28 protein-coding genes, 10 tRNA genes and 1 pseudogene are annotated in these 26,075 nt (G+C 40.8%); 37 read left to right on the top strand and 2 right to left on the bottom strand.

Features of this window, described 5'->3' with window-relative positions:
- Nucleotides 1-24 precede the first annotated feature (24 nt).
- The 18 genes from HT697_RS04605 (at nt 25) to pcp (ending at nt 9,101) form a co-directional block, all read left to right on the top strand.
- Nucleotides 25-95, top strand: a tRNA-Gly gene (locus tag HT697_RS04605).
- A gap of 34 nt (nt 96-129) precedes the next feature.
- Nucleotides 130-203 (top strand) — tRNA-Ile (locus HT697_RS04600).
- A gap of 82 nt (nt 204-285) precedes the next feature.
- A tRNA-Ser gene (locus HT697_RS04595) sits at nt 286-375 on the top strand.
- A 10-nt stretch (nt 376-385) separates the two neighbouring features.
- Nucleotides 386-459: transfer RNA gene (locus HT697_RS04590), tRNA-Met, on the top strand.
- A 3-nt stretch (nt 460-462) separates the two neighbouring features.
- A tRNA-Phe gene (locus HT697_RS04585) sits at nt 463-535 on the top strand.
- Nucleotides 536-547: 12 nt separating this feature from the next.
- A tRNA-Tyr gene (locus HT697_RS04580) sits at nt 548-628 on the top strand.
- A 4-nt stretch (nt 629-632) separates the two neighbouring features.
- Nucleotides 633-703: transfer RNA gene (locus HT697_RS04575), tRNA-Trp, on the top strand.
- Between the two features lie 14 nt (nt 704-717).
- Nucleotides 718-790 (top strand) — tRNA-His (locus HT697_RS04570).
- Between the two features lie 13 nt (nt 791-803).
- Nucleotides 804-875, top strand: a tRNA-Gln gene (locus HT697_RS04565).
- Between the two features lie 9 nt (nt 876-884).
- Nucleotides 885-968 (top strand) — tRNA-Leu (locus HT697_RS04560).
- Between the two features lie 106 nt (nt 969-1,074).
- A complete protein-coding gene (locus HT697_RS04555; protein ID WP_173214441.1) occupies nt 1,075-2,352 on the top strand; it encodes a glutamate-cysteine ligase family protein in 1,278 nt (425 codons plus the stop codon).
- Nucleotides 2,353-2,427: 75 nt separating this feature from the next.
- Nucleotides 2,428-3,912, top strand: coding sequence for a threonine synthase (thrC, locus tag HT697_RS04550; protein WP_173218878.1), 1,485 nt, complete (start codon nt 2,428-2,430; stop codon nt 3,910-3,912).
- 60 nt (nt 3,913-3,972) lie between these two features.
- On the top strand, nt 3,973-5,253 hold the full coding sequence (locus HT697_RS04545; protein ID WP_173253265.1) for an MATE family efflux transporter: 1,281 nt from the start codon (nt 3,973-3,975) through the stop codon (nt 5,251-5,253).
- Nucleotides 5,254-5,256: 3 nt separating this feature from the next.
- A complete protein-coding gene (locus HT697_RS04540) occupies nt 5,257-5,880 on the top strand; it encodes an HAD family hydrolase (protein WP_173218876.1) in 624 nt (207 codons plus the stop codon).
- 162 nt (nt 5,881-6,042) lie between these two features.
- Nucleotides 6,043-7,233: a LysM domain-containing protein gene (locus tag HT697_RS04535; protein WP_173218875.1), complete on the top strand. Its 1,191-nt coding sequence runs from the start codon at nt 6,043-6,045 to the stop codon at nt 7,231-7,233.
- A gap of 206 nt (nt 7,234-7,439) precedes the next feature.
- Complete coding sequence (locus tag HT697_RS04530) at nt 7,440-7,865, top strand: MarR family winged helix-turn-helix transcriptional regulator (protein ID WP_173262354.1); 426 nt, start codon at nt 7,440-7,442, stop codon at nt 7,863-7,865.
- Nucleotides 7,866-7,875: 10 nt separating this feature from the next.
- Nucleotides 7,876-8,238 carry a DUF1304 domain-containing protein gene (locus HT697_RS04525; protein ID WP_173262353.1) on the top strand — a complete coding sequence of 121 codons (363 nt, stop codon included), beginning with the start codon at nt 7,876-7,878 and terminating at the stop codon, nt 8,236-8,238.
- A 218-nt stretch (nt 8,239-8,456) separates the two neighbouring features.
- Nucleotides 8,457-9,101, top strand: coding sequence for a pyroglutamyl-peptidase I (gene pcp / locus HT697_RS04520; RefSeq protein ID WP_173262350.1), 645 nt, complete (start codon nt 8,457-8,459; stop codon nt 9,099-9,101).
- Between the two features lie 25 nt (nt 9,102-9,126).
- On the opposite strand, the pseudogene HT697_RS04515 reads toward pcp, so the two are convergent.
- Nucleotides 9,127-9,225, bottom strand: a pseudogene (locus HT697_RS04515) (beta-carotene 15,15'-monooxygenase); the annotation flags it as partial.
- Nucleotides 9,215-10,093, bottom strand: coding sequence for a DUF975 family protein (locus HT697_RS04510; RefSeq protein ID WP_173262347.1), 879 nt, complete (start codon nt 10,091-10,093; stop codon nt 9,215-9,217). The gene HT697_RS04510 and the pseudogene HT697_RS04515, both read right to left, overlap by 11 nt.
- Before the next feature lie 116 nt (nt 10,094-10,209).
- Here HT697_RS04510 and tgt point away from each other — a divergent pair, with 116 nt between their 5' ends.
- The 19 genes from tgt to HT697_RS04415 all read left to right on the top strand — a co-directional run bounded on the left by tgt (nt 10,210) and on the right by HT697_RS04415 (nt 25,973).
- On the top strand, nt 10,210-11,352 hold the full coding sequence (gene tgt / locus HT697_RS04505; RefSeq protein WP_001285237.1) for a tRNA guanosine(34) transglycosylase Tgt: 1,143 nt from the start codon (nt 10,210-10,212) through the stop codon (nt 11,350-11,352).
- Nucleotides 11,353-11,452: 100 nt separating this feature from the next.
- A complete protein-coding gene (locus tag HT697_RS04500) occupies nt 11,453-13,270 on the top strand; it encodes an acyltransferase family protein (protein ID WP_173262344.1) in 1,818 nt (605 codons plus the stop codon).
- A 151-nt stretch (nt 13,271-13,421) separates the two neighbouring features.
- A complete protein-coding gene (gene nagA, locus HT697_RS04495; protein ID WP_173262342.1) occupies nt 13,422-14,573 on the top strand; it encodes an N-acetylglucosamine-6-phosphate deacetylase in 1,152 nt (383 codons plus the stop codon).
- A gap of 162 nt (nt 14,574-14,735) precedes the next feature.
- A complete protein-coding gene (locus HT697_RS04490; RefSeq protein WP_000649458.1) occupies nt 14,736-15,794 on the top strand; it encodes a zinc-dependent alcohol dehydrogenase family protein in 1,059 nt (352 codons plus the stop codon).
- Nucleotides 15,795-15,943: 149 nt separating this feature from the next.
- Nucleotides 15,944-16,309 carry a DUF1033 family protein gene (locus HT697_RS04485; RefSeq protein WP_173218179.1) on the top strand — a complete coding sequence of 122 codons (366 nt, stop codon included), beginning with the start codon at nt 15,944-15,946 and terminating at the stop codon, nt 16,307-16,309.
- Between the two features lie 76 nt (nt 16,310-16,385).
- On the top strand, nt 16,386-17,327 hold the full coding sequence (comGA, locus tag HT697_RS04480) for a competence type IV pilus ATPase ComGA (protein ID WP_173253262.1): 942 nt from the start codon (nt 16,386-16,388) through the stop codon (nt 17,325-17,327).
- Nucleotides 17,275-18,291 carry a competence type IV pilus assembly protein ComGB gene (gene comGB, locus HT697_RS04475; protein ID WP_173253261.1) on the top strand — a complete coding sequence of 339 codons (1,017 nt, stop codon included), beginning with the start codon at nt 17,275-17,277 and terminating at the stop codon, nt 18,289-18,291. The genes comGA and comGB overlap by 53 nt, the downstream gene beginning before the upstream one ends.
- A gap of 1 nt (nt 18,292) precedes the next feature.
- Nucleotides 18,293-18,619 carry a competence type IV pilus major pilin ComGC gene (gene comGC, locus HT697_RS04470; RefSeq protein ID WP_173218185.1) on the top strand — a complete coding sequence of 109 codons (327 nt, stop codon included), beginning with the start codon at nt 18,293-18,295 and terminating at the stop codon, nt 18,617-18,619.
- Nucleotides 18,612-19,016, top strand: coding sequence for a competence type IV pilus minor pilin ComGD (gene comGD / locus HT697_RS04465; protein ID WP_240147371.1), 405 nt, complete (start codon nt 18,612-18,614; stop codon nt 19,014-19,016). Before comGC ends, comGD begins: the two co-directional genes overlap by 8 nt.
- On the top strand, nt 18,979-19,281 hold the full coding sequence (gene comGE / locus HT697_RS04460) for a competence type IV pilus minor pilin ComGE (protein WP_071478895.1): 303 nt from the start codon (nt 18,979-18,981) through the stop codon (nt 19,279-19,281). The genes comGD and comGE overlap by 38 nt, the downstream gene beginning before the upstream one ends.
- Nucleotides 19,244-19,705: a competence type IV pilus minor pilin ComGF gene (comGF, locus tag HT697_RS04455; protein ID WP_173253260.1), complete on the top strand. Its 462-nt coding sequence runs from the start codon at nt 19,244-19,246 to the stop codon at nt 19,703-19,705. Before comGE ends, comGF begins: the two co-directional genes overlap by 38 nt.
- Complete coding sequence (comGG, locus tag HT697_RS04450; RefSeq protein WP_173253259.1) at nt 19,683-20,096, top strand: competence type IV pilus minor pilin ComGG; 414 nt, start codon at nt 19,683-19,685, stop codon at nt 20,094-20,096. Before comGF ends, comGG begins: the two co-directional genes overlap by 23 nt.
- A gap of 32 nt (nt 20,097-20,128) precedes the next feature.
- Complete coding sequence (locus HT697_RS04445) at nt 20,129-20,716, top strand: class I SAM-dependent methyltransferase (protein WP_173253258.1); 588 nt, start codon at nt 20,129-20,131, stop codon at nt 20,714-20,716.
- 60 nt (nt 20,717-20,776) lie between these two features.
- A complete protein-coding gene (locus HT697_RS04440) occupies nt 20,777-21,730 on the top strand; it encodes a class I SAM-dependent methyltransferase (RefSeq protein ID WP_173262339.1) in 954 nt (317 codons plus the stop codon).
- 49 nt (nt 21,731-21,779) lie between these two features.
- A complete protein-coding gene (locus HT697_RS04435) occupies nt 21,780-22,970 on the top strand; it encodes an acetate kinase (protein ID WP_173262336.1) in 1,191 nt (396 codons plus the stop codon).
- Nucleotides 22,971-23,119: 149 nt separating this feature from the next.
- A complete protein-coding gene (rnpA, locus tag HT697_RS04430) occupies nt 23,120-23,491 on the top strand; it encodes a ribonuclease P protein component (protein WP_000739243.1) in 372 nt (123 codons plus the stop codon).
- Nucleotides 23,466-24,290: a membrane protein insertase YidC gene (locus HT697_RS04425; RefSeq protein WP_345789590.1), complete on the top strand. Its 825-nt coding sequence runs from the start codon at nt 23,466-23,468 to the stop codon at nt 24,288-24,290. The genes rnpA and HT697_RS04425 overlap by 26 nt, the downstream gene beginning before the upstream one ends.
- Nucleotides 24,291-24,307: 17 nt before the next feature.
- Nucleotides 24,308-25,294, top strand: a complete 987-nt coding sequence (gene jag / locus HT697_RS04420; RefSeq protein WP_173262330.1) for an RNA-binding cell elongation regulator Jag/EloR — start codon at nt 24,308-24,310, stop codon at nt 25,292-25,294.
- A gap of 55 nt (nt 25,295-25,349) precedes the next feature.
- Nucleotides 25,350-25,973, top strand: a complete 624-nt coding sequence (locus HT697_RS04415) for a ribonuclease P (protein WP_173262327.1) — start codon at nt 25,350-25,352, stop codon at nt 25,971-25,973.
- Nucleotides 25,974-26,075 lie beyond the last annotated feature (102 nt).

Genomic DNA, 26,075 nt, shown 5'->3' with positions numbered 1-26,075 from the left:
TCGATCCCGTTAACTCCCATTTTAGCGGGTGTAGTTTAGTGGTAAAACTACAGCCTTCCAAGCTGTTGTCGCGAGTTCGATTCTCGTCACCCGCTTTGAACTTTGTTCTTTGTACCAAGTTTTTGACTTGGGCGCGTAGCTCAGGTGGTTAGAGCGCACGCCTGATAAGCGTGAGGTCGGTGGTTCGAGTCCACTCGTGCCCATAGTGTTTAGTCCATTACTAGAGAATTGTAATATTATCTGTTCGCTAAGAGGACACGGGTTTATTCCCGTATAAACTATTTTGGAGGATTACCCAAGTCCGGCTGAAGGGAACGGTCTTGAAAACCGTCAGGCGTGTAAAAGCGTGCGTGGGTTCGAATCCCACATCCTCCTTTTGTATTAGCGCGGGATGGAGCAGCTCGGTAGCTCGTCGGGCTCATAACCCGAAGGTCGTAGGTTCAAATCCTGCTCCCGCAATAAGGCTCGGTAGCTCAGTTGGTAGAGCAATGGATTGAAGCTCCATGTGTCGGCGGTTCGATTCCGTCTCGCGCCATTTATATATTTTGGAAGGGTAGCGAAGAGGCTAAACGCGGCGGACTGTAAATCCGCTCCTTCGGGTTCGGGGGTTCGAATCCCTCCCCTTCCATTTTACGGGCATAGTTTAAAGGTAGAACTAAGGTCTCCAAAACCTTCAGTGTGGGTTCAATTCCTACTGCCCGTGTTAATAGAATTATGGCGGGTGTGGTGAAGTGGTTAACACACCAGATTGTGGCTCTGGCATGCGTGGGTTCGATCCCCATCACTCGCCTATTTTATATTATTGGGGTATAGCCAAGCGGTAAGGCAAGGGACTTTGACTCCCTCATGCGTTGGTTCGAATCCAGCTACCCCAGTTACTATTTGCCGGCGTGGCGGAATTGGCAGACGCGCTGGACTCAAAATCCAGTGTCCGCAAGGACGTGCCGGTTCGACCCCGGCCGCCGGTATAGTATAGCATTAAGGAACGTTGTAAATCTTCGTTCCTTTTTATATTATTTTTGGTATAATAATAGTTATTCAAAATTTATTTAGATTATGAAAGTGTAGGGAAGTATGTCTCGTTCTATCGATTTATTAAAACATCGATATTTGAAAAATATTAAAGAAAATCCTGAATTGTTTGTCGGGATTGAGCTGGAATATCCTGTTGTAAACTTGGAAGGAGCTGCTACAGATGTTGAAGTTACCAAGCACTTATTCCGATATTTAGTTTCTTCTTTTGATTTTACTATCGAAAAGGTAGATGATTTTGGGAATCCTATCCAGTTAGTAGATCCAGTAAGTCAGGATGCTATTTTATTTGAAGTTTCCTATACTACGATTGAGTTTGCATTTGGCAAGGCTGAAACGATTCAAGAGATCGAAAATCGTTTCAACAATTATATGGATGTAATTCAGAAAAAGTTAGCTGAATCAAACCATGCTATTGTTGGCTGTGGTATTCATCCCAACTGGGATAAAAATGAGAATTGTCCAGTGGCTTCCCCACGTTATCAGATGTTGATGGACTATTTGAATTTGAGTAGAAATGTTACTAAATCAAACTTACATCATTTCCCTGAATATGGTTCTTTTATCTGTGGGAGTCAGGTTCAGCTGGATATTTCAAAGTCTAACTACTTACGAGTGATTAATGCTTTTACCCAAATTGAAGCAGTTAAGGCTTATTTATTTGCTAATTCTGAGTTTACAGGTGCGGATTGGGATACAAAAATCTCAAGAGATATTTTCTGGGAAGAATCGATGCATGGTATATATCCAGAGAATGTTGGTGTCAATGCTAGCCTCTTTAAAGATGAGGATGATTTTTTTGATTATCTAGATCATTCTGCAATTTTTACTGCGGAACGTGATGGACAAACCTATTATTTTTATCCGATTCAGGCTAGGGACTATTTAGCTACACCTGAAATCCAAGCATTTGATCTTAATGGGGAAGAGGTTCTTATTTACCCTCAAGAGAAAGACTTTGAAACTCATCGTAGTTACCAGTACCAAGACTTAACGACTCGAGGAACAGTTGAGTTTCGTAGTGTGTGTACTCAGCCTCTTGATAGAACTTTTGCTTCTGCAGCTTTTCACTTGGGATTATTAGTTAATTTAGAGAAACTTGAATCTTACTTAGAAACAGCACCTTTCTTTAAAGAATTTGGGCGAAATTATAAGTTTTTAAGACGACAATTTTCTAAGAAGAAGCTTACAGATCAGGAAGAGACTGCGATTATTGAAATTTCCAAAGACTTACTTCTGTTAGCTGAGGAAGGTCTGAAGATGAGAAATAAACAAGAAATGATTTATTTAGAGCCTTTGAAGAAAGAATTGGGACTATAATTTCTTTTATAAAGGGAGAATTTTCTGAAAAATCATGATATAATGGAAGAGACTATAGATAAAGGATAGAGAGTAATGACATTAGTTTATCAATCAACGCGTGATGCCAATAATACAGTAACTGCTAGCCAAGCAATTTTGCAAGGTTTGGCGACGGACGGTGGTTTGTTTACACCGCTTACTTATCCAAAGGTAGATTTGGACTTTGACAAATTGCAAGATGCTTCTTATCAGGAAGTTGCTAAGTTAGTTTTGTCAGCATTTTTAGATGACTTTACAGCTGAGGAGTTGAACTACTGTATCAACAATGCCTACGATAGCAAATTTGATACTCCAGCTATCGCGCCATTAGTGAAATTAGACGGCCAATATAACTTAGAACTTTTCCATGGTTCAACGATTGCCTTTAAGGATATGGCCTTGTCTATCTTGCCATACTTTATGACGACTGCTGCTAAGAAACATGGTTTGGAAAATAAGATTGTTATCTTGACAGCGACATCTGGTGACACGGGGAAAGCTGCTATGGCAGGGTTTGCGGATGTGCCTGGAACTGAGATTATCGTCTTTTATCCAAAGGATGGTGTCAGCAAGGTACAAGAGTTGCAAATGACCACTCAAACTGGCGACAATACTCATGTTATTGCTATTGATGGTAACTTTGACGATGCGCAAACTAACGTCAAACATATGTTTAACGATGTAGCACTTCGTGAAAAATTGGCTGCAAACAAGTTGCAATTTTCATCTGCAAACTCGATGAACATTGGTCGTCTGGTGCCACAGATTGTCTACTATGTGTATGCTTACGCTCAGTTGGTCAAGACTGCTGAGATCGTGGCTGGTGATAAGGTCAATTTCACCGTACCAACAGGAAACTTTGGAAATATCTTGGCTGCCTTTTATGCTAAGCAAATTGGTCTACCAGTTGGTAAATTGATCTGTGCTTCAAATGACAACAATGTTTTGACAGACTTTTTCAAGACACGTGTTTACGATAAGAAACGTGAGTTTAAAGTAACAACTAGTCCATCTATGGATATTTTGGTATCTTCAAACTTGGAGCGCTTGATTTTCCATCTTTTGGGAAATGATTCTGAAAAGACAGCTGAACTTATGAATGCCTTGAACACGCAAGGACAATATGAGTTGACAGACTTTGATGCAGAGATTCTTGAACTATTTGCAGCTGAATATGCGACTGAGGAAGAAACAGCGGCAGAAATCAAGCGAGTTTATGAGTCAGATTCTTATATCGAGGATCCACATACGGCGGTTGCCTCTGCAGTTTATAAGAAATACCAAACGGCTACTGGCGATGCGACTAAGACAGTGATTGCATCAACAGCTAGTCCATACAAGTTCCCAGTAGTTGCAGTAGAAGCTGTAACAGGAAAAGCAGGCTTAACTGACTTTGAAGCCTTGGTTCAATTACATGAAATCTCAGGAGTTGCAGTGCCACCAGCAGTTGATGGCCTTGAAACAGCTCCAGTTCGTCATAAGACAACTGTGGCGGCTGCTGACATGCAAGCAGCGGTTGAGGCTTATCTAGGACTTTAAGACAGAGGGAGTAAACTCGGTTGGGAAACCAACTGAGTTTCTTTTCATCAGGAGGAAGGATTGTTTAAGAAAAATAAAGACATTCTTAATATTGCCTTGCCAGCTATGGGCGAAAACTTTTTGCAGATGCTCATGGGGATGGTGGATAGTTACTTGGTAGCCCACTTGGGCTTGATAGCTATTTCGGGTGTATCAGTAGCTGGCAATATTATCACCATTTACCAGGCGATTTTCATCGCTCTGGGAGCTGCTATTTCCAGTGTTATTTCAAAAAGTTTGGGGCAGAAGGATCAGTCTAAGCTAGTCTATCATGTGACTGAGGCCTTGAAGATTACCTTACTATTAAGTTTTCTTTTGGGAGCTTTGTCCATCTTCGCTGGGAAAGAGATGATAGGACTTTTGGGGACGGAGAGAGATGTAGCTGAGAGTGGTGGACTCTACCTATCCTTGGTAGGCGGATCGATTGTTCTTTTGGGCTTGATGACCAGTATGGGTTCCTTGATTCGTGCAACGCATAATCCACGTTTGCCCCTCTATGTTAGTTTTTTATCCAATGCCTTGAATATTCTCTTTTCCAGTCTAGCTATTTTTGTTCTTGATATGGGAATAGCTGGTGTTGCTTGGGGAACTATTCTGTCTCGTTTGGTAGGTCTTGTGATTTTGTGGTCACAATTAAAACTGCCTTATGCGAAGCCAACTTTTGGTTTAGATAAGGAATTGTTGATCTTGGCTTTACCAGCAGCTGGAGAACGTCTTATGATGCGGGCTGGAGATGTCGTGATCATTGCCTTGGTCGTTTCTTTTGGAACGGAGGCAGTGGCTGGGAATGCAGTCGGAGAAGTCTTGACCCAGTTTAACTATATGCCTGCCTTTGGTGTGGCTACAGCAACAGTCATGCTGGTAGCTCGAGCGGTTGGAGAAGATGATTGGGAAAGAGTCGCTAGTTTGAGCAAGCAAACCTTTTGGCTCTCTCTGGTTCTCATGTTACCCTTGACCTTCAGTATCTATGCTTTGGGTATACCACTAACTCATCTCTATACGACTGATCCTCTAGCGGTGGAGGCCAGTGTTCTAGTAACACTTTTTTCACTACTTGGAACCCCTATGACGACAGGAACAGTCATCTATACGGCAGTCTGGCAGGGTTTGGGCAATGCTCGGCTTCCCTTTTATGCGACAAGTATAGGAATGTGGTGTATCCGCATTGGAACAGGATATCTGATGGGAATTGTGCTTGGTTGGGGCTTGCCCGGTATTTGGGCCGGAACTCTTTTGGATAATGGTTTTCGTTGGTTATTTCTACGTTACCGTTACCAGCGTTATATGAGCTTGAAAGGATAGGAAATGCAAAAAACAGCTTTTATTTGGGATTTGGACGGGACTTTATTGGACTCTTACGAAGCGATTTTGTCAGGGATTGAGGAGACTTTTGCTCAGTTTGCTATTCCTTATGATAAGGAGAAGGTGAGAGAGTTTATCCTCAAGTATTCGGTGCAAGATTTGCTTGTGCGGGTGGCAGAAGAGAGAAAGTTGTATGTGGAAGTGCTAAATCAGGTGCGTGCCCAGAGTTTGGCTGAGAAGAATGCTCAGGTAGTTTTGATGCCAGGTGCGCGTGATGTGCTAGCTTGGGCAGACGAATCAGGAATTCAGCAGTTTGTTTACACTCATAAGAGAGACAATGCTTTTACTATTCTAAGAGATCTGGGGCTGGAATCCTATTTTACAGAGATTCTAACCAGTCAGAATGGCTTTGCGCGCAAGCCAAGTCCAGAAGCAGCTACCTATCTGATAGACAAGTATCAGTTGAATCTTGATAATACTTATTATATAGGAGATCGAACTTTGGATGTGGAATTTGCCCAGAATAGTAGGATTCAAAGTATCAATTTTTTAGAGTCGACTTATGAAGGCAATCACAGGATTCAAGCCTTAGCAGATATTTCCCGTATTTTTGAGGCTGAGCGATAAAAAGATTGTGTCAGTTTTGTGACAGAGACCTAACAAACTATTTCAAGTAATCGAGTTTATTACAAGGAATAGACAGTTCTGTTAAATAGGCCCGAGAGGGCTTTTTTTCTGCATTTTTTGTGTTATCATAGTCAGGTACTCATTTGAAAGGAATTTGAAAGAATGAAGAAAAGAATATTATTAGCCTCAACAGTAGCCTTGTCATTTGCCCCAGTATTGGTAACTCAAGCAGAAGAACTTTTTTGGACTGCACGTAGTGTTGAGCAAATCCAAAATGATTTGACTAAAACGGATAACAAAACAAGTTATACAGTACAGTATGGTGATACCTTGAGCACAATTGCAGAAGCCTTGGGTGTAGATGTCACAGTTCTTGCGAATTTGAATAAAATCACTAATATGGACCTGATTTTCCCAGAAACTGTTTTGACAACGACTGTTAATGAAGCTGAAGAAGTAACAGAAGTTGAAATCCAAACTCCTCAAGCAGACTCTAGTGAAGAAGTGAGAACTGCGACAGCAGATTTGACAACCAATCAAGTGACGGTTGATAATCAAACTGTTCAGGTTGCAGACCTTTCTCAACCGATTGCAGAAGCGCCAAAAGAAGTAGCATCAAGCTCAGAAGTTACAAAGACAGTGACTGCTACAGAAGAAGTGACACCATCTACAGGTACTTCTGTCCCAGAGGAGCAAACATCCGAAACAAGTAGTGCAGTTGAAGAAGCAGCTCCTCAGGCAACGATTCCAACTGAGAAGCAGGAAACACAAGCAAGGACTCAAGCTGAATCAGCAGTAGAAGCAACTACAACGCCAGCAGAAGAAACAGCAAGCGAAACAACTGTAACAAGTGCAGAAGAAGTAAAAGAAGTAAAAGAAGTAGCATCATCAAGTGAAGCTGCACCAACAGTTTCTACTTATCAACCAGAAGAGACGAAAATAATTTCAACAACTTACACAGCTCCAGCTGCGCCCGATTATGCTGGACTTGCAGTAGCGAAATCTGAAAATGCAGGCCTTCAACCACAAACGGCTGCCTTTAAAGAAGAAATTGCTAACTTGTTTGGCATCACATCCTTTAGTGGTTACCGTCCAGGAGACAGTGGAGATCACGGAAAAGGTTTGGCTATCGACTTCATGGTACCAGAAAGCTCAGAACTAGGGGATAAGATTGCGGAATACGCTATTCAAAACATGGCTAGCCGCGGCATTAGTTATATCATCTGGAAACAACGTTTCTATGCTCCATTCGATAGCAAATATGGACCAGCTAACACTTGGAACCCGATGCCAGACCGTGGTAGCGTGACAGAAAATCACTATGACCACGTTCACGTTTCAATGAATGGATAAACTAGATTTGATAATATAATGTTTACGAATGAGATCTAGCTTTCGTGATAGGAAGCGAGTTTCGTTCGTTTTTTCTTTTTCAATTTGAATGGAAAATTGAAAGTTAGCATTTTGTAATGTTTTAATCATAATTCTTGCAATCTATTTTACTTTGCATTATACTTGATAAGTCAACTATTGATAAATCGATTAAAAAAGGAAAAGAAATGTTAGAGATTCAAGATTTACTTTATCAACTCCGCTTGTCTGAGCAAGCGAGCACGCAATTGTTTGAAAAAAGACTTGGGATTAGTTTGACACGGTATCAGATTTTACTGTTTTTGCTGGAGAATTCTCCCTGTAATCAAATAGCGGTTCAGGAGCGTTTGAAGATTGATCAGGCTGCTTTAACACGACATTTCAAGATTTTAGAAAAGGAAGGTTTGGTGGAGCGTCATCGCAATCCTGAAAATCAGCGAGAAGTGTTGGTAGAGGCTACGAAGTATGCCAAGGAGCAGTTAGTGGTGAATCCTCCTATGAAGCATATCAAGGTTAAGCAAGAGATGGAAAATATCTTAACAGATTCTGAAAGAATAGAACTCAGCCGTTTATTAAATAAATTAGTTTTGGGTATTGAAAATCTAGAAATTTAAGGAGAAATAGATGTCAATTATTACAATCATTTTAGCAACGATTGTTGCTTTGGAGCATTTTTACATTTTTTATTTGGAAAGTATTGCAACGCAATCAGATGCGACTAGTTGTGTCTTTAACATGGACAAGGAAGAATTGGCTCGTCCGTCAGTAAGTTCATTGTTTAAAAATCAAGGGATTTATAATGCTCTGCTAGGAGTCTTTCTCCTGTATGGGATTTATTTCTCACAGAATTTAGAAATTGTGACTATTTTTGTTTTATTTGTGATTGGTGCTGCGGCTTATGGCTCTCTAACAGCGGATAAGAAAATTATTTTGAAGCAAGGTGGACCAGCTATTTTGGCCTTGATGAGTATTTTACTCTTTAAATAAACTCATACTCTTCGAAAATCTCTTCAAACCATGTCAGCGTCGCCTTGCCGTACTCAAGTACAGCCTGTGGCTAGCTTCCTAGTTTGCTCTTTGATTTTCATTGAGTATCAGAGACCAATCCTAGCCACACTAGTTCTTTTCAATTCGAGAATAAGGGAAATATGTTATACTTGTCTTTAAGAAAAGAATCTCATGGAATCGTTTGTAAGGAGTTAGAAATGAAAGTATTAGTGACAGGTTTTGAGCCCTTTGGAGGGGAAAAGGTCAATCCAGCTTTGAAGGCTATTAAAGGTTTACCAGCTGAAATCCATGGTGCTGAGATCCGTTGGTTAGAAGTGCCAACAGTCTTTCACAAATCGGCCCAAGTATTGGAAGAAGAAATGAGTCGTTATCAACCTGACTTTATCCTTTGTATTGGCCAAGCAGGTGGAAGATCTAGTTTGACGCCTGAACGAGTGGCTATTAATCAAGACGATGCACGCATCCCGGATAACGAAGGTAATCAACCGATTGACCTTCCCATTCGCCCAGATGGTTCTTCGGCCTACTTTAGCAGTCTGCCGATTAAAGCGATGGTTCAAGCTATAAAAAAAGAGGGCTTGCCGGCCTCTGTTTCCAATACTGCAGGGACTTTTGTCTGCAATCATTTGATGTATCAGGCCCTCTATTTGGTAGAAAAGAAATTTCCACATGTTAAGGCAGGTTTTATGCATATTCCTTATATGATGGAACAGGTGGTGAATAGACCGACTACTCCAGCTATGAGTTTAGTGGATATTAGGCGAGGGATAGAAGCGGCAATCGGCGCCATTATCGAACATGGAGATGAGGACCTCAAGTTGGTAGGCGGAGAAACTCATTGATAGAAAAAAGCTTGAGGGAAAACCTTCAAGCTTTTGGACGTTTTCGAGCCAATACTGCTCGGTAGAAAATTATTTTATTGATTTGAATGTAGGGTAGGAGTGAGAAACTAGCCCTACCAGGGGTAGTTTAGTTGGTATTTTTTACTAAGTGCTGCTCTAAGTACTGCTCTATAAAAGCTGATTTTAGTACATTGGATATAAGGTAGGAGTAAAAAACTAGCAATGCCAAAGGTAATCCAATTGAGGAAGTACCAAGGAAGAAGCTGTAAATCTAGGACAAAGTGCTGGAACTTGTAGCCCTTCATAAAGGAACGGCTAGTTTTTAGGATTCGTCTTGGTGAGGCCTGTCCTAGGTCTAGACTATAACAGAGAAGAAATTCCACCTGTGAATAGGCATAATACTGTGGAATATAGAGGATATTTCCTACAATGATCAAGATGAGACTTGCAAGAAAGTAGAGTCCAAAGACCATGAGGAAACGCTCGGTTTCAACTGATGAGAGATCTAGATTTGGAAACTCAGGATGTAGGGTGACGAATTTTTTGGCTAAAAAGCTACTATAAAATAGGAAGTAAATCCCAAGTAAATTAGGGATACTCCATAAAAAGAGATAGAAACGTTTGAGAAGTAGGGTCAAAAAGGTTTGAGAAAAACGCTCCTCATCAAAGAGAGCTAGGCTGTTTTTTACAGATGGCTCCGTTTTAGAATCTTTCATGAGTGTCAGTGTTGCATAGACGGAACTGGTCAAAAGAATAGTCCCGATAAAGGAGACTAGTAGAGGAAAGAGGTAGGCTTGAATTATTTGACCAAGTATGCTGAAAAATGGCTGTTCTAAAACAGTCCCGTGGATCCGAGATAAGGGATTAAGAAAACCAGATAAGATGACCAGCATACTGGGAAGGATATAGAGGAGAAAGAGACGGGGGGTGTCAGCCTGAAAATGTTTTGACTCCTGACGAATTGTTTTTAAATCAATTTTTGGATAGTTCATTCTCTTATTATACCATAGTTCGTGACAGTTCCGGCTTTTTTTGATAAAATCATACAGTATGCCCTTGGGTACAAAGTATGAACTGGGACTGTCTTTCCCAGCTTCGGAGGTAAAAAATGTCAGATTCACCAATCAAATATCGTTTGATTAAGAAAGAAAAACACACAGGAGCTCGTCTGGGAGAAATCATCACTCCCCACGGTACCTTCCCAACACCTATGTTTATGCCAGTTGGGACACAAGCCACTGTCAAAACTCAGTCGCCTGAAGAATTGAAGGAGATGGGTTCGGGAATTATCCTGTCAAACACCTATCATCTCTGGCTTCGTCCTGGAGATGAACTCATCGCACGCGCAGGCGGTCTCCACAAGTTCATGAATTGGGACCAGCCTATTTTGACAGATAGTGGTGGTTTTCAGGTTTATTCCTTAGCAGATAGCCGTAATATCACAGAAGAAGGAGTAACCTTTAAAAACCATCTCAATGGTTCTAAGATGTTCCTATCACCAGAAAAAGCTATCTCTATTCAGAATAATCTGGGCTCAGACATCATGATGTCCTTTGACGAATGTCCTCAGTTTTATCAACCATACGACTACGTTAAGAAATCAATCGAGCGTACCAGTCGTTGGGCTGAGCGTGGTTTGAAGGCTCATCGTCGTCCGCATGACCAAGGGTTATTTGGAATTGTACAGGGGGCAGGATTTGAAGACCTTCGTCGCCAATCAGCTCATGATCTTGTCAGCATGGACTTTCCAGGTTACTCTATCGGCGGTTTGGCAGTGGGAGAAACCCATGAAGAGATGAATGCTGTCTTGGACTTCACAACTCAACTGCTTCCTGAAAATAAACCTCGCTATTTGATGGGTGTGGGAGCGCCAGATAGCTTGATTGATGGGGTCATTCGTGGGGTAGATATGTTTGACTGTGTCTTGCCGACTCGTATCGCTCGTAACGGGACTTGTATGACCAGTCAAGGACGTTTGGTTGTGAAAAACGCTCAGTTTGCTGAGGACTTTACGCCACTAGATCCTGAGTGTGATTGCTACACATGTAAGAACTATACACGCGCCTACCTTCGTCACCTGCTCAAGGCTGATGAAACCTTTGGTATTCGCTTGACTAGTTACCACAATCTTTACTTCTTGCTTAACCTGATGAAGCAAGTGCGACAAGCCATCATGGATGACAATCTCTTGGAATTCCGTGAGTATTTTGTGGAAAAATATGGCTATAATAAGTCAGGACGTAATTTCTAAAATGGAATTGATATAAGCTAAAAATCCTAAGTTTTCTCTTGGGATTTTTCTTCTTTTTTTGATAGAATAAAGTGTACAATGAAAGGAAGAATAAACTCGTATGCGCATTAAATGGTTTTCCTTGATTAGGATTACAGGTTTACTATTGGTACTCTTGTATCATTTCTTTCAGACCATCTTTCCTGGAGGTTTTTTCGGGGTAGATGTCTTTTTCACGTTTTCAGGCTTCCTGATTACGGCTCTACTCATCGAAGAATTTTCTAAGAATCACGAGATTGACTTGATTGGATTTTTTAGGAGACGCTTTTATCGGATTGTTCCACCTGTGGTTTTGATGGTCTTGGTAACCATGCCCTTTACTTTCTTAGTTCGACAAGATTATGTAGCTGGAATTGGGGGTCAGATTGCAGGTGTCTTAGGTTTTATGACCAACTTCTATGAAATTCTAACAGGAGGGAGTTATGAATCTCAGTTCATTCCTCATTTGTTTGTTCATAATTGGAGCTTGGCCGTTGAGGTTCACTACTATATTCTTTGGGGATTGGCAGTTTGGTTCTTATCTAAACAGGCTAAATCAAATGGTCAGTTGAAGGGGATGGTCTTTCTTTTATCTGCCACTGCCTTCTTGATCAGCTTCTTCTCCATGTTTATTGGTAGTTTTCTAGTAACCTCTTATTCCTCTGTTTACTTCTCCAGTTTAACTCATGTCTATCCATTCTTTTTGGGAAGTATCCTAGCAACGATTGTAGGCGTTCGTCAGACGACTTCCCTCGTCAAGCAGTTAGATAAAATCTGGGATTTACGCAAGACCCTTTTAGTTTTTGCAGGAGGTTTTGGCTTCTTACTCATTTTGACCTTCTTTGTCAAATTTACCTATCTCTTTGCCTATCTTATGGGCTTCTTGCTTGCCAGCCTTGCAGCCCTTGCTATGATTCTGGCGGCGCGTGTCTTACATGAAAAGACTCCTAATGTGCAAGAACCAAAGATTATCAGCTTTTTAGCAGATACTAGCTATGCGGTTTATCTCTTCCATTGGCCTTTCTATATTATTTTCTCACAGTTGACATCAAATCTTTTTGCTGTGTTACTGACTTTGATTTGTTCTTATGGATTCTCTAGTCTTTCATTTTATATATTGGAACCTTGGATTGCAGGCAAGAACACACCTGTTTTACAAACTCTTCGTCCTCTGCCTCACATTCACACAATCCTTGCAGCGAGTACAGGAATCTTGGCCTTCATTGTCTTCTTAGTGACTTTGTTGGCACCACAAGTGGGAGCGTTTGAGACAGACTTAACTGTCAATGGTTTGAAGCAAGCTGCTAGTAATATTGCCCAAACAAAAGTGATGGCAGAACGAGCAGAAGCTGATAGTTTGGGGATTGCTGATGGCACTATGTTAATTGGTGACTCGGTGGCTTTAAGGGCAAATACAGCTTTGCAGACAGCCCTTCCTGGAGCACAGATAAATGCACAAGTTAGCAGAACAACTAAGACTGCCAATGAAATCATGCTAAACAATAGCCAGAATAAATTTCTACCAAAGATGGTAGTTATTGCAACTGGTGTGAATAATCCTGAAAATTACAAGGAAGATTGGGACAGTATCGTGAAAAATCTTCCTAAGGGCCATCATATGATTTTAGTGACTCCTTATGAGGGGGATAAGACAAAAGAGACCTATGCCATCGTTGAGAAGGCTGCTGCCTATATGAGAGAATTGGCAGAGAAGACACCTTACATCACGATAGCAGATTGGAATCAAGTTGCGAAAGAGCATCCAGAAATTTGGGCAGGAACAGACCAAGTCCATTTCGGAAGTGACACTAGCACTATTGAAGCAGGAGCAAAATTGTATGCAGATACCATTGCCACAGCCTTGCAAACAGCTCAAGACAAGCCAGTCAAATCAAAATAACTTGTATTAAAAAGAGAAGAGTTGGAGAAATCCAGCTCTTTTAAAATATCTCTAGAAAATAGGTCTATACCATTTACAAATGAATCGGAAAGGTTTATAATGTAATTGACATAATAAATATCAAAAGTAATCTTTTAAGGAGGTCATTATTATGCCTAATTACGTTAAAGCGGATCAGTTTTTCTATCCATTTGGCATTCGTCGCGGTGGGTACTTAGAACTTGTTGATGGCAAGTTTGGAAAACATGTCGAGCAGATTCCTGAAGGCGCTGAGGTGATTGACTATACAGGTTATAGCATTGCACCAGGTCTTGTGGATACTCATATTCATGGATATGCAGGTGTAGATGTGATGGACAACAACATTGAAGGTACATTGCATACTATGAGTGAAGGACTTCTTAGTACCGGTGTTACCAGTTTCTTGCCAACAACTTTAACAGCCACTTATGAGCAATTGCTTGCAGTCACTGAAAATCTCGGAAACCATTATAAAGAAGCAACAGGTGCTAAGATTCGTGGGATTTATTATGAAGGTCCATATTTCACAGAAACTTTTAAGGGGGCACAAAATCCAACTTATATGAGAGACCCGGGTGTTGAGGAGTTTCATTCTTGGCAAGATGCTGCAAAAGGGATGCTAAATAAAATCGCTATTGCACCAGAACGTGATGGGGTGGAAGATTTTGTACGTACTATTACAGGTGAAGGTGTGACAGTTGCACTTGGACACTCAGATGCGACATTTGAACAAGCTAAGAAGGCAGTTGATGCTGGAGCTAGTGTATGGGTACATGCCTATAATGGGATGCGTGGTTTAACACACCGCGAACTAGGTATGGTAGGAGCTATGTATGAGCTCCCACATACTTACGCAGAATTGATTTGTGATGGTTATCACGTAGATCCAAAAGCTTGTGAGATTTTACTTAAGCAAAAGGGGACAGAAAACATCGCTCTTATTACGGACTGTATGACAGCTGGTGGGCTTGAAGACGGTGACTATATGTTGGGAGAATTCCCTGTTGTAGTAGCAAATGGAACTGCACGTCTCAAATCTACTGGTAATTTGGCAGGTTCTATTCTCAAACTCAAGGACGGTTTGAAAAATGTCGTCGAGTGGGGTATTGCAAATCCACACGAAGCGGTCATGATGGCTAGCCTTAACCCAGCTAAATCTGTTCACATTGATGATGTCTGTGGCCAAATCCGTGAAGGCTACGACGCAGACTTTATCGTATTAGATAAAGATTTGGAATTGGTAGCAACTTACCTAGATGGTGTGAAACGTTATCAAGCATAAGAGAGAAGGCAGAAGTTAGAGACTAGCTTCTGCTTTTTTATCTATATTGCTTTACTGGTAAATAAAAAAGTTAAAAAAATCACAAAAAAACTTGAAGGAACAAAAGAAAAGGCTTACAATTATATTATAAATAGTACAAATAAAAAAACGGAGGAGTGCTTTATGAAAGCCTATACTTATGTTAAACCAGGACTTGCTTCTTTTGTTGACGTTGACAAACCAGTTATTCGCAAGCCAACAGACGCTATTGTGCGTATAGTAAAAACCACTATTTGTGGAACAGACCTCCATATTATCAAAGGGGATGTTCCCGCTTGTCAAAGTGGTACCATTCTTGGTCACGAAGGGATTGGGATTGTGGAAGAAGTTGGGGAAGGAGTTTCTAACTTCAAAAAAGGCGATAAGGTCTTGATTTCTTGTGTCTGTGCCTGTGGTAAATGCTACTACTGTAAAAAAGGAATTTATGCCCACTGTGAAGACGAAGGGGGCTGGATTTTCGGTCACTTGATTGATGGTATGCAGGCTGAATATTTACGTGTCCCTCATGCAGATAATACTCTTTACCACACTCCAGAAGACTTGTCAGATGAAGCCTTGGTTATGCTATCAGACATTCTGCCTACTGGATATGAAATTGGTGTCTTAAAAGGGAAAGTGGAACCTGGTTGCAGCGTAGCCATTATTGGTTCAGGTCCAGTTGGTTTAGCAGCTCTTTTGACGGCTCAATTCTACTCACCAGCTAAATTGATTATGGTGGACTTAGACGATAACCGCTTGGAAACTGCCCTATCATTTGGTGCGACTCATAAGGTTAATTCTTCAGATCCTGAAAAAGCCATTAAAGAAATTTATGATTTGACAGATGGCCGTGGGGTAGATGTTGCTATCGAAGCTGTTGGTATTCCTGCAACATTTGATTTCTGTCAAAAGATTATCGGTGTAGACGGAACGGTTGCCAACTGTGGTGTGCATGGTAAACCAGTTGAATTCGATTTGGATAAACTTTGGATTCGTAACATCAATGTAACAACTGGTTTGGTATCTACAAATACCACTCCACAATTGTTGAAAGCTCTTGAAAGTCATAAGATTGAACCAGAAAAATTGGTAACTCATTATTTCAAACTAAGTGAAATTGAAAAAGCCTATGAAGTTTTCAGTAAGGCAGCAGACCACCATGCCATTAAGGTCATCATCGAAAACGATATTTCAGAAGCTTAAGTAGTAAAAACATTTTGGAACATAAGCAAATAGAAATTCAGCCATCATAGGATGGCTGGATTTTTTATCTGAAAAATAAGCAATGAGCATATTTCTTTCCTTGTTTAGCGGAATTGGTTATAATATACGGTACAAAGGAATGAATGAATATGTATCGTGTTATAGAAATGTACGGAGATTTTGAACCGTGGTGGTTCTTAGAAGGTTGGGAAGAAGATATTGTAGCAAGTAAGAAATTTGACCAGTATTATGATGCTCTCAAATACTACAAAACTTGCTGGTTTAGATTGGAACGAGAATCTCCTCTTTATAAAAGTAGAAGTGATTTGATGACCATTTTTTGGGATCCAGAAGACCAACGCTGGTGTGATGAATGTGACGAGTATTTACAACAATACCATTCTTTGGCTCTTTTGCAGGATGAGCAGGTTATTCCAGATGAAAAACTACGCCCAGGCTATGAAAAACAAACAGGTAAGGAAAGGCACCGTTCTTGCCGTATGAAATTAAAATAGAGAAAAAGTAACTTTTTTGGAGTTGCTTTTTTTATTTTCCCAAATCTTTGCGAATAGTTTAGGTGAGGAGGTAAGTATGGTTCAAGAAATTGCACAAGAAATCATTCGTTCGGCTCGGAAAAAAGGGGCGCAGGATATTTATTTTGTCCCCAAGTTAGATGCCTATGAGCTTCATATGAGGGTAGGAGACGAGCGCTGTAAAATCGGTTGTTATGATTTTGAAAAATTTGCGGCCGTCATCAGTCACTTTAAGTTTGTGGCAGGTATGAATGTGGGAGAAAAGCGACGTAGTCAACTGGGTTCCTGTGATTATGAATATGACCAGAAGATGGCGTCCCTACGTTTATCTACTGTAGGCGATTATCGAGGGCAGGAGAGTTTAGTCATTCGCTTGTTGCATGATGAGGAGCAGGACTTGCATTTTTGGTTTCAGGATATTGAAGAATTGGGCAAGCAGTATAGGCAACGGGGACTTTATCTTTTTGCTGGTCCAGTCGGAAGTGGCAAGACGACCTTGATGCATGAATTGGCTAAATCTCTCTTTAAAGGACAGCAAGTCATGTCCATTGAAGATCCTGTAGAAATCAAGCAGGGCGACATGCTCCAGTTGCAGCTAAATGAAGCAATCGGACTGACCTATGAAAATCTGATTAAGCTTTCCCTACGGCATCGTCCTGATCTCTTGATTATCGGAGAAATTCGGGACAGCGAGACGGCGCGTGCAGTGGTCAGAGCCAGTTTGACAGGGGCGACAGTCTTTTCAACCATTCATGCCAAGAGTATCCGAGGTGTTTATGAACGCCTGCTGGAGTTGGGTGTGAGTGAGGAGGAATTGGCAGTCGTTCTGCAAGGAGTCTGCTATCAGAGATTAATCGGGGGAGGAGGAATCGTTGACTTTGCAAATAAAGACTATCAAGAACACCAGCCATCTAGCTGGAATGAACAGATTGACCAGCTTCTTAAAGATGGACATATCACAAGTCTTCAGGCTGAAACGGAAAAAATTAGCTACAGCTAAGCAAAAAAATATCATCACCTTATTTAATAATCTCTTTTCCAGCGGTTTTCATCTGGTGGAGACCATCTCCTTTTTAGATAGGAGTGCCTTATTGGACAAGCAGTGTGTGACTCAGATGCGTGCGGGATTGTCTCAGGGAAAATCATTCTCAGAAATGCTGGAAAGTTTGGGATTTTCAAGTGCCATTGTCACTCAGTTATCCCTAGCGGAAGTCCATGGAAATCTCCACCTGAGTTTGGGAAAGATAGAAGAATATCTAGACAATCTGGCCAAGGTCAAGAAAAAATTAATTGAAGTGGCGACCTATCCCTTGATTTTGCTGGGTTTTCTTCTCTTAATCATGCTGGGGCTACGGAACTACCTACTACCACAACTGGATAGTAGTAATATCGCCACTCAGATTATCGGTAATTTGCCACAAATTTTTCTAGGAATGGTAGGGTTTGTTTCAGTAGGTGTCCTTTTAGCACTCACTTTTTATAAAAGAAGTTCTAAGATGCGTGTCTTTTCTATCCTAGCACGCCTTCCCTTTCTTGGAATCTTTGTGCAGACCTATTTGACAGCCTATTATGCGCGTGAATGGGGGAATATGATTTCGCAGGGAATGGAGCTGACGCAGATTTTTCAAATCATGCAGGAACAAGGTTCCCAGCTCTTTAAAGAAATCGGTCAAGATTTGGCTCAGTCCCTACAAAATGGCCGTGAATTTTCTCAGACGATAGGAACCTATCCTTTCTTTAAAAAGGAGTTGAGTCTCATCATCGAGTATGGGGAAGTCAAGTCCAAGCTGGGTAGTGAGTTGGAAATCTATGCTGAAAAAACTTGGGAAGCCTTTTTTACCCGAGTCAATCGCACCATGAATTTGGTGCAGCCACTGGTTTTTATCTTTGTGGCTCTGATTATCGTTTTACTTTATGCGGCAATGCTCATTCCCATGTATCAAAATATGGAGGTAAATTTTTAACATGAAAAAAATGATGACATTCTTGAAAAAAGCTAAGGTTAAAGCTTTCACTCTGGTAGAGATGTTAGTGGTCCTTTTAATCATCAGCGTGCTTCTCTTGCTCTTTGTACCTAATCTGACCAAGCAAAAAGAGGCTGTCAACGACAAAGGAAAAGCTGCTGTTGTTAAGGTGGTAGAAAGCCAGGCAGAGCTTTATAGCTTGGATAAAAATGAAGATGCTAGCCTAAGCAAGTTACAAGCAGATGGGCGTATTACTTCTGAACAGGCTAAAGCCTATAATGAATACTATACTAAAAACGGAGGAGCAAATCGTAAAGTCAATGATTAAGGCCTTTACCATGCTGGAAAGTCTATTGGTTTTGGGTCTTGTGAGTATCCTTGCCTTGGGATTGTCTGGTTCTGTTCAGTCCACTTTTGCAGCAGTAGAGGAGCAGATTTTCTTTATGGAGTTTGAAGAACTTTATCGGGAAACTCAAAAACGCAGTGTAGCTAGTCAGCAAAAGACAAGTTTGAGCATAGACGGAAAGACCATTAGCAATGGCAGTCAAAAGCTGACAGTTCCTAAAGGAATTCAAGCACCATCGGGACAAAGTATCACATTTGACCGAGCTGGGGGCAATTCGTCTCTGGCTAAGGTTGAATTTCAGACCAGTAAAGGAGCGATTCGCTATCAATTATATTTAGGAAATGGAAAAATTAAACGCATTAAGGAAACAAAAAATTAGGGCAGTGATTTTACTGGAAGCAGTAGTCGCTCTAGCTATTTTTGCTAGCATTGCGACCCTCCTTTTGGGACAAATTCAAAAAAATAGGCAAGAAGAAGCAAAAATCTTGCAGAAAGAAGAAGTTGTGCGTGTCGCTAAGATGGCTCTGCAGACAGGTCAAAATCAGGTAAACATAAATGGAGTGGAGATTCAGGTGTTTTCTAGTGAAAAGGGATTGGAGGTTTATCATGGTTCAGAACAGTTGTTGGCTATCAAAGAGCCATAAGGTCAAGGCTTTCACCTTGTTGGAATCCCTTATTGCTCTTATTGTCATCAGTGGAAGCTTACTCCTCTTTCAAGCCATGAGTCAGCTCCTCATTTCAGAAGTTCGCTACCAGCAACAAAGCGAGCAAAAGGAGTGGCTCCTGTTTGTGGACCAGTTGGAGGCAGAATTAGACCGTTCGCAGTTTGAAAAAGTGGAGGGCAATCGTATTTATATGAAGCAGGATGGCAAGGAAATTGCGATAGGTAAGTCAAAATCAGATGATTTTCGGAAAACCGATGCCAGTGGACGGGGTTATCAGCCTATGGTTTATGGACTCAAATCTGCGCAGATTACAGAGGACAATCAACTGGTTCGTTTTCGTTTCCAGTTCCAAAAAGGCTTAGAAAGGGAGTTCATCTATCGTGTGGAAAAAGAAGAAAGTTAAGGCAGGGGTTCTCCTCTATGCAGTCACCATGGCAGCTATCTTTAGTCTTTTGTTACAATTTTACTTGAACCGACAAGTTGCCCACTATCAAGACTATGCTTTGAATAAAGAAAAATTGGTTGCTTTTGCCATGGCTAAACGAACCAAGGATAAAGCCGAGCAAGAAAGCGGGGAACAGGTCTTTAATCTGGGTCAGGTAAGCTATCAAAACAAGAAAACAAACTTGGTGACAAGGGTTCGTACGCCTAAGAGACAATATGAATTCATCTTTCCTTCAGTCAAAATCAAAGAAGAGAAAAAGGATAAAAAGGAAGAGGTAGCGACCGATTCAAGCGAAAAAGTGGAGAAGAAAAAATCAGAAGAGAAGCCTGAAAAGAAAGGGAATTCCTAGCCAACCAAGCTACTTTGTGTTAAACTAAAAGCATGAAACATGATTTTAACCACAAAGCAGAAACTTTTGATTCCCCTAAAAATATCTTCCTTGCAAACTTGGTTTGTCAAGCAGTCGAGAAACAGATTGATCTTCTATCAGACAAAGAAATTTTGGATTTTGGTGGAGGGACGGGTCTGTTAACCTTGCCCCTAGCCAAGCAGGCTAAGTCTGTAACATTGGTGGATATTTCGGAGAAAATGCTGGAGCAAGCTCGTTTGAAAGCGGAGCAGCAAGACATCAAGAATATCCAGTTTTTGGAGCAAGATTTACTGGAAAACCCCTTAGAGCAAGGGTTTGATCTCATTGTTGTTTGTCGGGTTCTTCACCATATGCCTGATTTGGATGCGGCTCTCTCACTATTTCATCAACATTTGAAGGAAGATGGGCAACTCCTACTTGCTGATTTTACCAAGACAGAAGCTAACCATCATGGATTTGATTTAGCTGAACTGGAAAACAAGCTAGCTCAGTTTGGTTTTTCGAGCATTGATAGTCAGATTCTTTACAGTGCTAAAGACCTGTTTCAAGGAAATTACTCAGAACTCTTTTTAACAGTAGCCCAAAAATCACTCGCCTAGTCAGGGAGTGATTTTTCTATAAGGATGGAAAAAAGAAGGGAAATTTGATAAGATAGGAATATGGATTTTGAAAAAATTGAACAAGCTTATACGTATTTACTAGAGAATGTCCAAGTCATTCAAAGTGATTTGGCGACCAATTTTTATGACGCCCTGGTGGAGCAAAATAGCATCTATTTGGATGGTGAGACTGAGTTAGAGCAGGTCAAGGAGAACAATCAGGCCCTTAAACGCTTAGCGCTTCGCAAAGAAGAATGGCTCAAGACCTACCAGTTTCTCTTGATGAAGGCTGGGCAAACAGAGCCCCTACAGGCCAATCACCAGTTTACGCCAGATGTCATTGCTTTGCTTTTGGTGTTTATTGTGGAAGAGTTGTCTCAAAAGGAGGAGATTACGATCCTCGAAATGGGTTCTGGCATGGGAATTCTAGGCGCTACTTTCTTGACCTCGCTTGCTAAAAAAGTGGATTACTTGGGAATGGAAGTGGATGATTTGCTGATTGATTTGGCAGCTAGCATGGCAGATGTAATTGGTTTGCAGGCTGGCTTTGTCCAAGGAGATGCCGTTCGTCCACAAATGCTCAAAGAAAGCGATGTGGTCATCAGCGACTTGCCGGTCGGCTATTATCCTGATGATGCCGTTGCGTCGCGCCATCAAGTTGCTTCTAGTCAAGAACATACTTACGCCCATCACTTGCTCATGGAACAAGGACTTAAGTACCTCAAGTCAGACGGATACGCTATTTTTCTAGCTTCGAGTGATTTGTTGACCAGTCCTCAAAGTGATTTGTTGAAAGGCTGGTTGAAAGAGGAGGCAAGTCTGGTTGCTATGATTAGTTTACCTGAAAATCTCTTTGCTAATGCTAAACAATCCAAGACTATTTTTATCTTACAGAAGAAAAGTGAAATAGCAGTAGAACCCTTTATTTATCCACTTGCTAGCTTACAAGATGCAAGTGTTTTAATGAAATTTAAAGAAAATTTTCAAAAATGGACTCAAGGTACTGAAATATAAAATAGATTTTGTTATAATAGTTGAAAACGCTTAAAAGGGGTATCATGTTATGACAAAAACAATTGCAATCAATGCAGGAAGTTCAAGTTTGAAATGGCAATTATACTTAATGCCAGAAGAAAAAGTATTGGCGAAAGGTTTGATTGAACGTATCGGTTTGAAAGATTCAATTTCAACTGTAAAATTTGACGGCCGTTCTGAACAACAAATTTTAGATATTGAAAATCACACACAAGCCGTTAAAATTTTATTGGATGACTTGATTCGTTTCGATATTATCAAGGCTTACGACGAGATTACAGGTGTTGGACACCGTGTTGTTGCCGGTGGAGAATATTTCAAAGAATCAACAGTTGTTGAAGGAGATGTTTTAGAAAAAGTTGAAGAGTTGAGCTTGTTGGCTCCTCTCCACAATCCAGCCAATGCAGCAGGGGTTCGTGCCTTCAAGGAATTGTTGCCAGACATTACCAGTGTAGTTGTGTTTGATACTTCATTCCACACAACTATGCCAGAGAAAGCTTATCGCTACCCTCTACCAACAAAATATTACACAGAAAACAAGGTTCGTAAATATGGTGCCCACGGTACAAGTCACCAGTTTGTAGCAGGAGAAGCTGCAAAACTATTGGGACGTCCATTAGAAGACTTGAAATTGATTACTTGCCACATCGGTAATGGTGCTTCTATTACAGCTGTTAAGGGTGGTCAATCTGTCGATACATCAATGGGCTTCACTCCACTTGGTGGTGTGATGATGGGTACTCGTACAGGGGATATTGACCCAGCTATCATTCCTTACTTAATGCAATATACAGAGGACTTTAACACGCCTGAAGACATTAGTCACGTTCTTAATCGTGAATCAGGACTGATGGGGGTTTCAGGTAAATCTAGTGATATGCGTGATGTGATTGCTGCGAAAGAAGCAGGAGATCATGATGCTACCTTGGCCTATGAAATCTATATTGACCGTATCCAAAAACATATCGGTCAATACCTCGCAGTCCTAAACGGAGCAGATGCTATTATCTTTACAGCGGGTGTAGGAGAAAATGCAACCGATGTACGTGAAGATGTTATCTCAGGTATCTCTTGGTTTGGCTGTGATGTTGATGATGAAAAGAATGTCTTTGGTGTGACAGGAGACATCTCAACAGATGCAGCTAAAATCCGTGTATTGGTTATTCCAACAGATGAAGAATTGGTCATTGCCCGTGATGTTGAACGCTTGAAAAAATAACTAAAATTAGAAAAAATATTCCGTACAAGGAGTTGGGAAAGTGATTTTTCCAGCTTCTTTTTCTGATGAAATTGTCCAAAACCTTGCTATGATTGGCTTTTTTGAAAAATATGGTATAATAGTAGTAATTTAATAGATGGAGTTGAGTTTTGAAGAAAAACTTTCGTGTAAAAAGAGAGAAAGATTTTAAGGCGATTTTCAAGGAGGGGACAAGTTTTGCCAATCGCAAATTTGTTGTCTACCAATTAGAAAACCAGAAAAACCATTTTCGAGTAGGTCTATCAGTCAGCAAAAAACTGGGGAATGCCGTCACTAGAAATCAAATCAAGCGACGGATCCGACATATTATCCAGAATGCAAAAGGGAGTCTGGTAGAAGATGTAGACTTTGTTGTCATTGCTCGAAAAGGGGTTGAAACCTTGGAATACGCAGAGATGGAGAAAAATCTACTCCACGTATTAAAATTATCAAAGATTTACCAGGAAGGAAATGGGAGTGAAAAAGAAACTACAGTTGACTAGTTTGCTAGGATTGTCTCTATTGATCATGACAGCCTGTGTAACAAATGGGACAACTAGCGATATTACAGCCGATTCGGCTGATTTTTGGAGTAAATTGGTTTACTTCTTTGCGGAAATTATTCGCTTTTTATCATTTGATATCAGTATCGGAGTGGGGATTATTCTCTTTACGGTCTTGATTCGTACAGTCCTCTTGCCAGTCTTTCAGGTGCAAATGGTGGCTTCCAGAAAAATGCAGGAAGCTCAACCACGTATTAAGGCGCTTCGAGAACAATATCCAGGTCGAGATATGGAAAGCAGAACTAAGCTAGAGCAAGAAATGCGTAAAGTCTTTAAAGAAATGGGTGTCAGACAGTCAGATTCTCTTTGGCCGATTTTGATTCAGATGCCGGTTATCTTGGCCTTGTTCCAAGCTCTATCAAGAGTTGACTTTTTAAAGACAGGTCATTTCTTATGGATTAACCTTGGTGGTGTGGATACAACCCTTGTTCTTCCTATTTTAGCAGCTGTATTCACCTTTTTAAGTACTTGGCTGTCTAATAAAGCCTTGTCTGAGCGTAATGGGGCTACGACTGCGATGATGTATGGGATTCCAGTCTTGATTTTTATCTTTGCAGTTTATGCGCCAGGTGGAGTCGCCCTATACTGGACAGTGTCCAATGCTTACCAAGTCTTGCAAACCTATTTCTTGAACAATCCATTCAAGATTATCGCAGAGCGCGAGGCTCTAGTACAGGCACAGAAAGATTTGGAAAATAGAAAAAGAAAAGCCAAGAAAAAGGCTCAGAAAACGAAATAATAAGGAGGAATCTGGTAATGGTAGTATTTACAGGTTCAACTGTTGAAGAAGCAATCCAAAAAGGATTGAAGGAATTAGATATTCCGAGGAAGAAGGCACATATTAAAGTCATTTCTCGTGAGAAAAAAGGATTTCTTGGTTTATTTGGTAAAAAACCAGCCCAAGTAGATATTGAAGCGATTAGTGAAACGACTGTTGTCAAAGCAAATCAACAAGCTGTAAAGGGAGTTCCAAAACAAATCAATGATTTGAATGAGCCTGTTAAAACAGTCAGTGAAGCAACTGTTGATTTGGGTCATGTTGTAGAAGCAATTAAAAAGATTGAAGAGGAAGGTCAAGGTATTTCTGATGAAGTCAAGGCTGAAATCTTAAAACATGAAAGACATGCCAGCACTATCTTAGAAGAAACTGGCCACATTGAGATTTTAAATGAACTTCAAATCGAGGAAGCGATGAGGGAAGAAGCGGGCGCTGATGACCTTGAAACTGAGCAAGACCAAACTGAAAATCAAGACTTGACAGAGATGGGCTTGAAAGTTGAACCGAGCTTTGATATTGCTCAGGTGGCTACGGATGTGACTGCCTATGTTCAAGCGATTGTGGATGACATGGATGTTGAAGCCACACTTTCAAATGATTATAACCGTCGTAGCATCAATTTGCAAATTGATACTAACGAACCAGGTCGTATTATCGGCTACCATGGTAAAGTCTTGAAGGCCTTGCAACTGTTGGCTCAAAATTATCTTTACAACCGCTATTCCAGAACCTTCTACGTTACAATCAATGTCAATGATTATGTCGAACACCGTGCAGAAGTTTTGCAGACCTATGCGCAAAAATTGGCGACTCGTGTTTTAGACGAAGGACGTAGTCATCAAACAGATCCCATGTCGAATAGTGAACGCAAGATTATCCACCGTATTATTTCACGTATGGATGGCGTGACTAGTTATTCTGAGGGTGATGAGCCAAATCGCTATGTAGTTGTAGATACAGAGTAATCAAAGGGAAATCAGGTTTATCCTGATTTTTTGCTAGTCAAAGGAGGTTAATCATATGTTGAATGCGATGAGAGACTATCTGGCTTTTGCAGGCTTGCAGTACCGTAATCCTGATAAAGCAGGAGATGAGCGAGAGAAAATGTTGGAATTGCGCCACAAAGCCCAAGAGGCTCGAAAGGTCTTTACAGAACTGGCCAAGACTTTTCAAGCAAGCCATCCAGAATGGCAACTGCAACAGATCAGTCAGTGGATGAATCAAGCCCAGCGTTTACGACCCCATTTCTGGGCCTATCTACGGCGCGAGGGACAGGTGACAGAACCCATGTTGGCCCTGCGTTTGTATGGCAATCCCTCGGACTTTGGTATGTCATTAGAAGTCAGCTTCATTGAGCGTAAGAAAGATGAGCAAACTCTAGGCAAGCAGGCCAAAGTTTTAGAAATTCCAACCGTTGAAGGAATTTATTATCTAGCTTACTCTGATGGTCAAAGTCAAAGATGGGAGGCGAACGAAGAAAATCGTCAGGTCTTAGTCGAGAAGGTAGGCAGTCAAGAAATCCGAAAAGTGCTAGTTAAGGCAGATGTTTCTGTCATAGAAAATCAATCATTAGAAGCGATTTTAGATAAATTAGAAGAAGCATACGAGTGCCTACTTCCTTACTATCAGGTGACTAGAGAATAACGTGTCAGTCAATTATTATAAGATTACAGTCCAAGAGTGAACAGTCCGTTGTGTAATTCTTGGTCTTTTTGTTATCGCTTTCAAATTGTATAATAAACTCAT

The sequence above is a fragment of the Streptococcus sp. 1621 genome (assembly GCF_013276615.1).
Lineage (GTDB): Bacteria > Bacillota > Bacilli > Lactobacillales > Streptococcaceae > Streptococcus.
The sequence above is the reverse complement of the archived record's forward strand: the minus strand, read 5'-3'. Positions and strand labels throughout refer to the sequence as shown.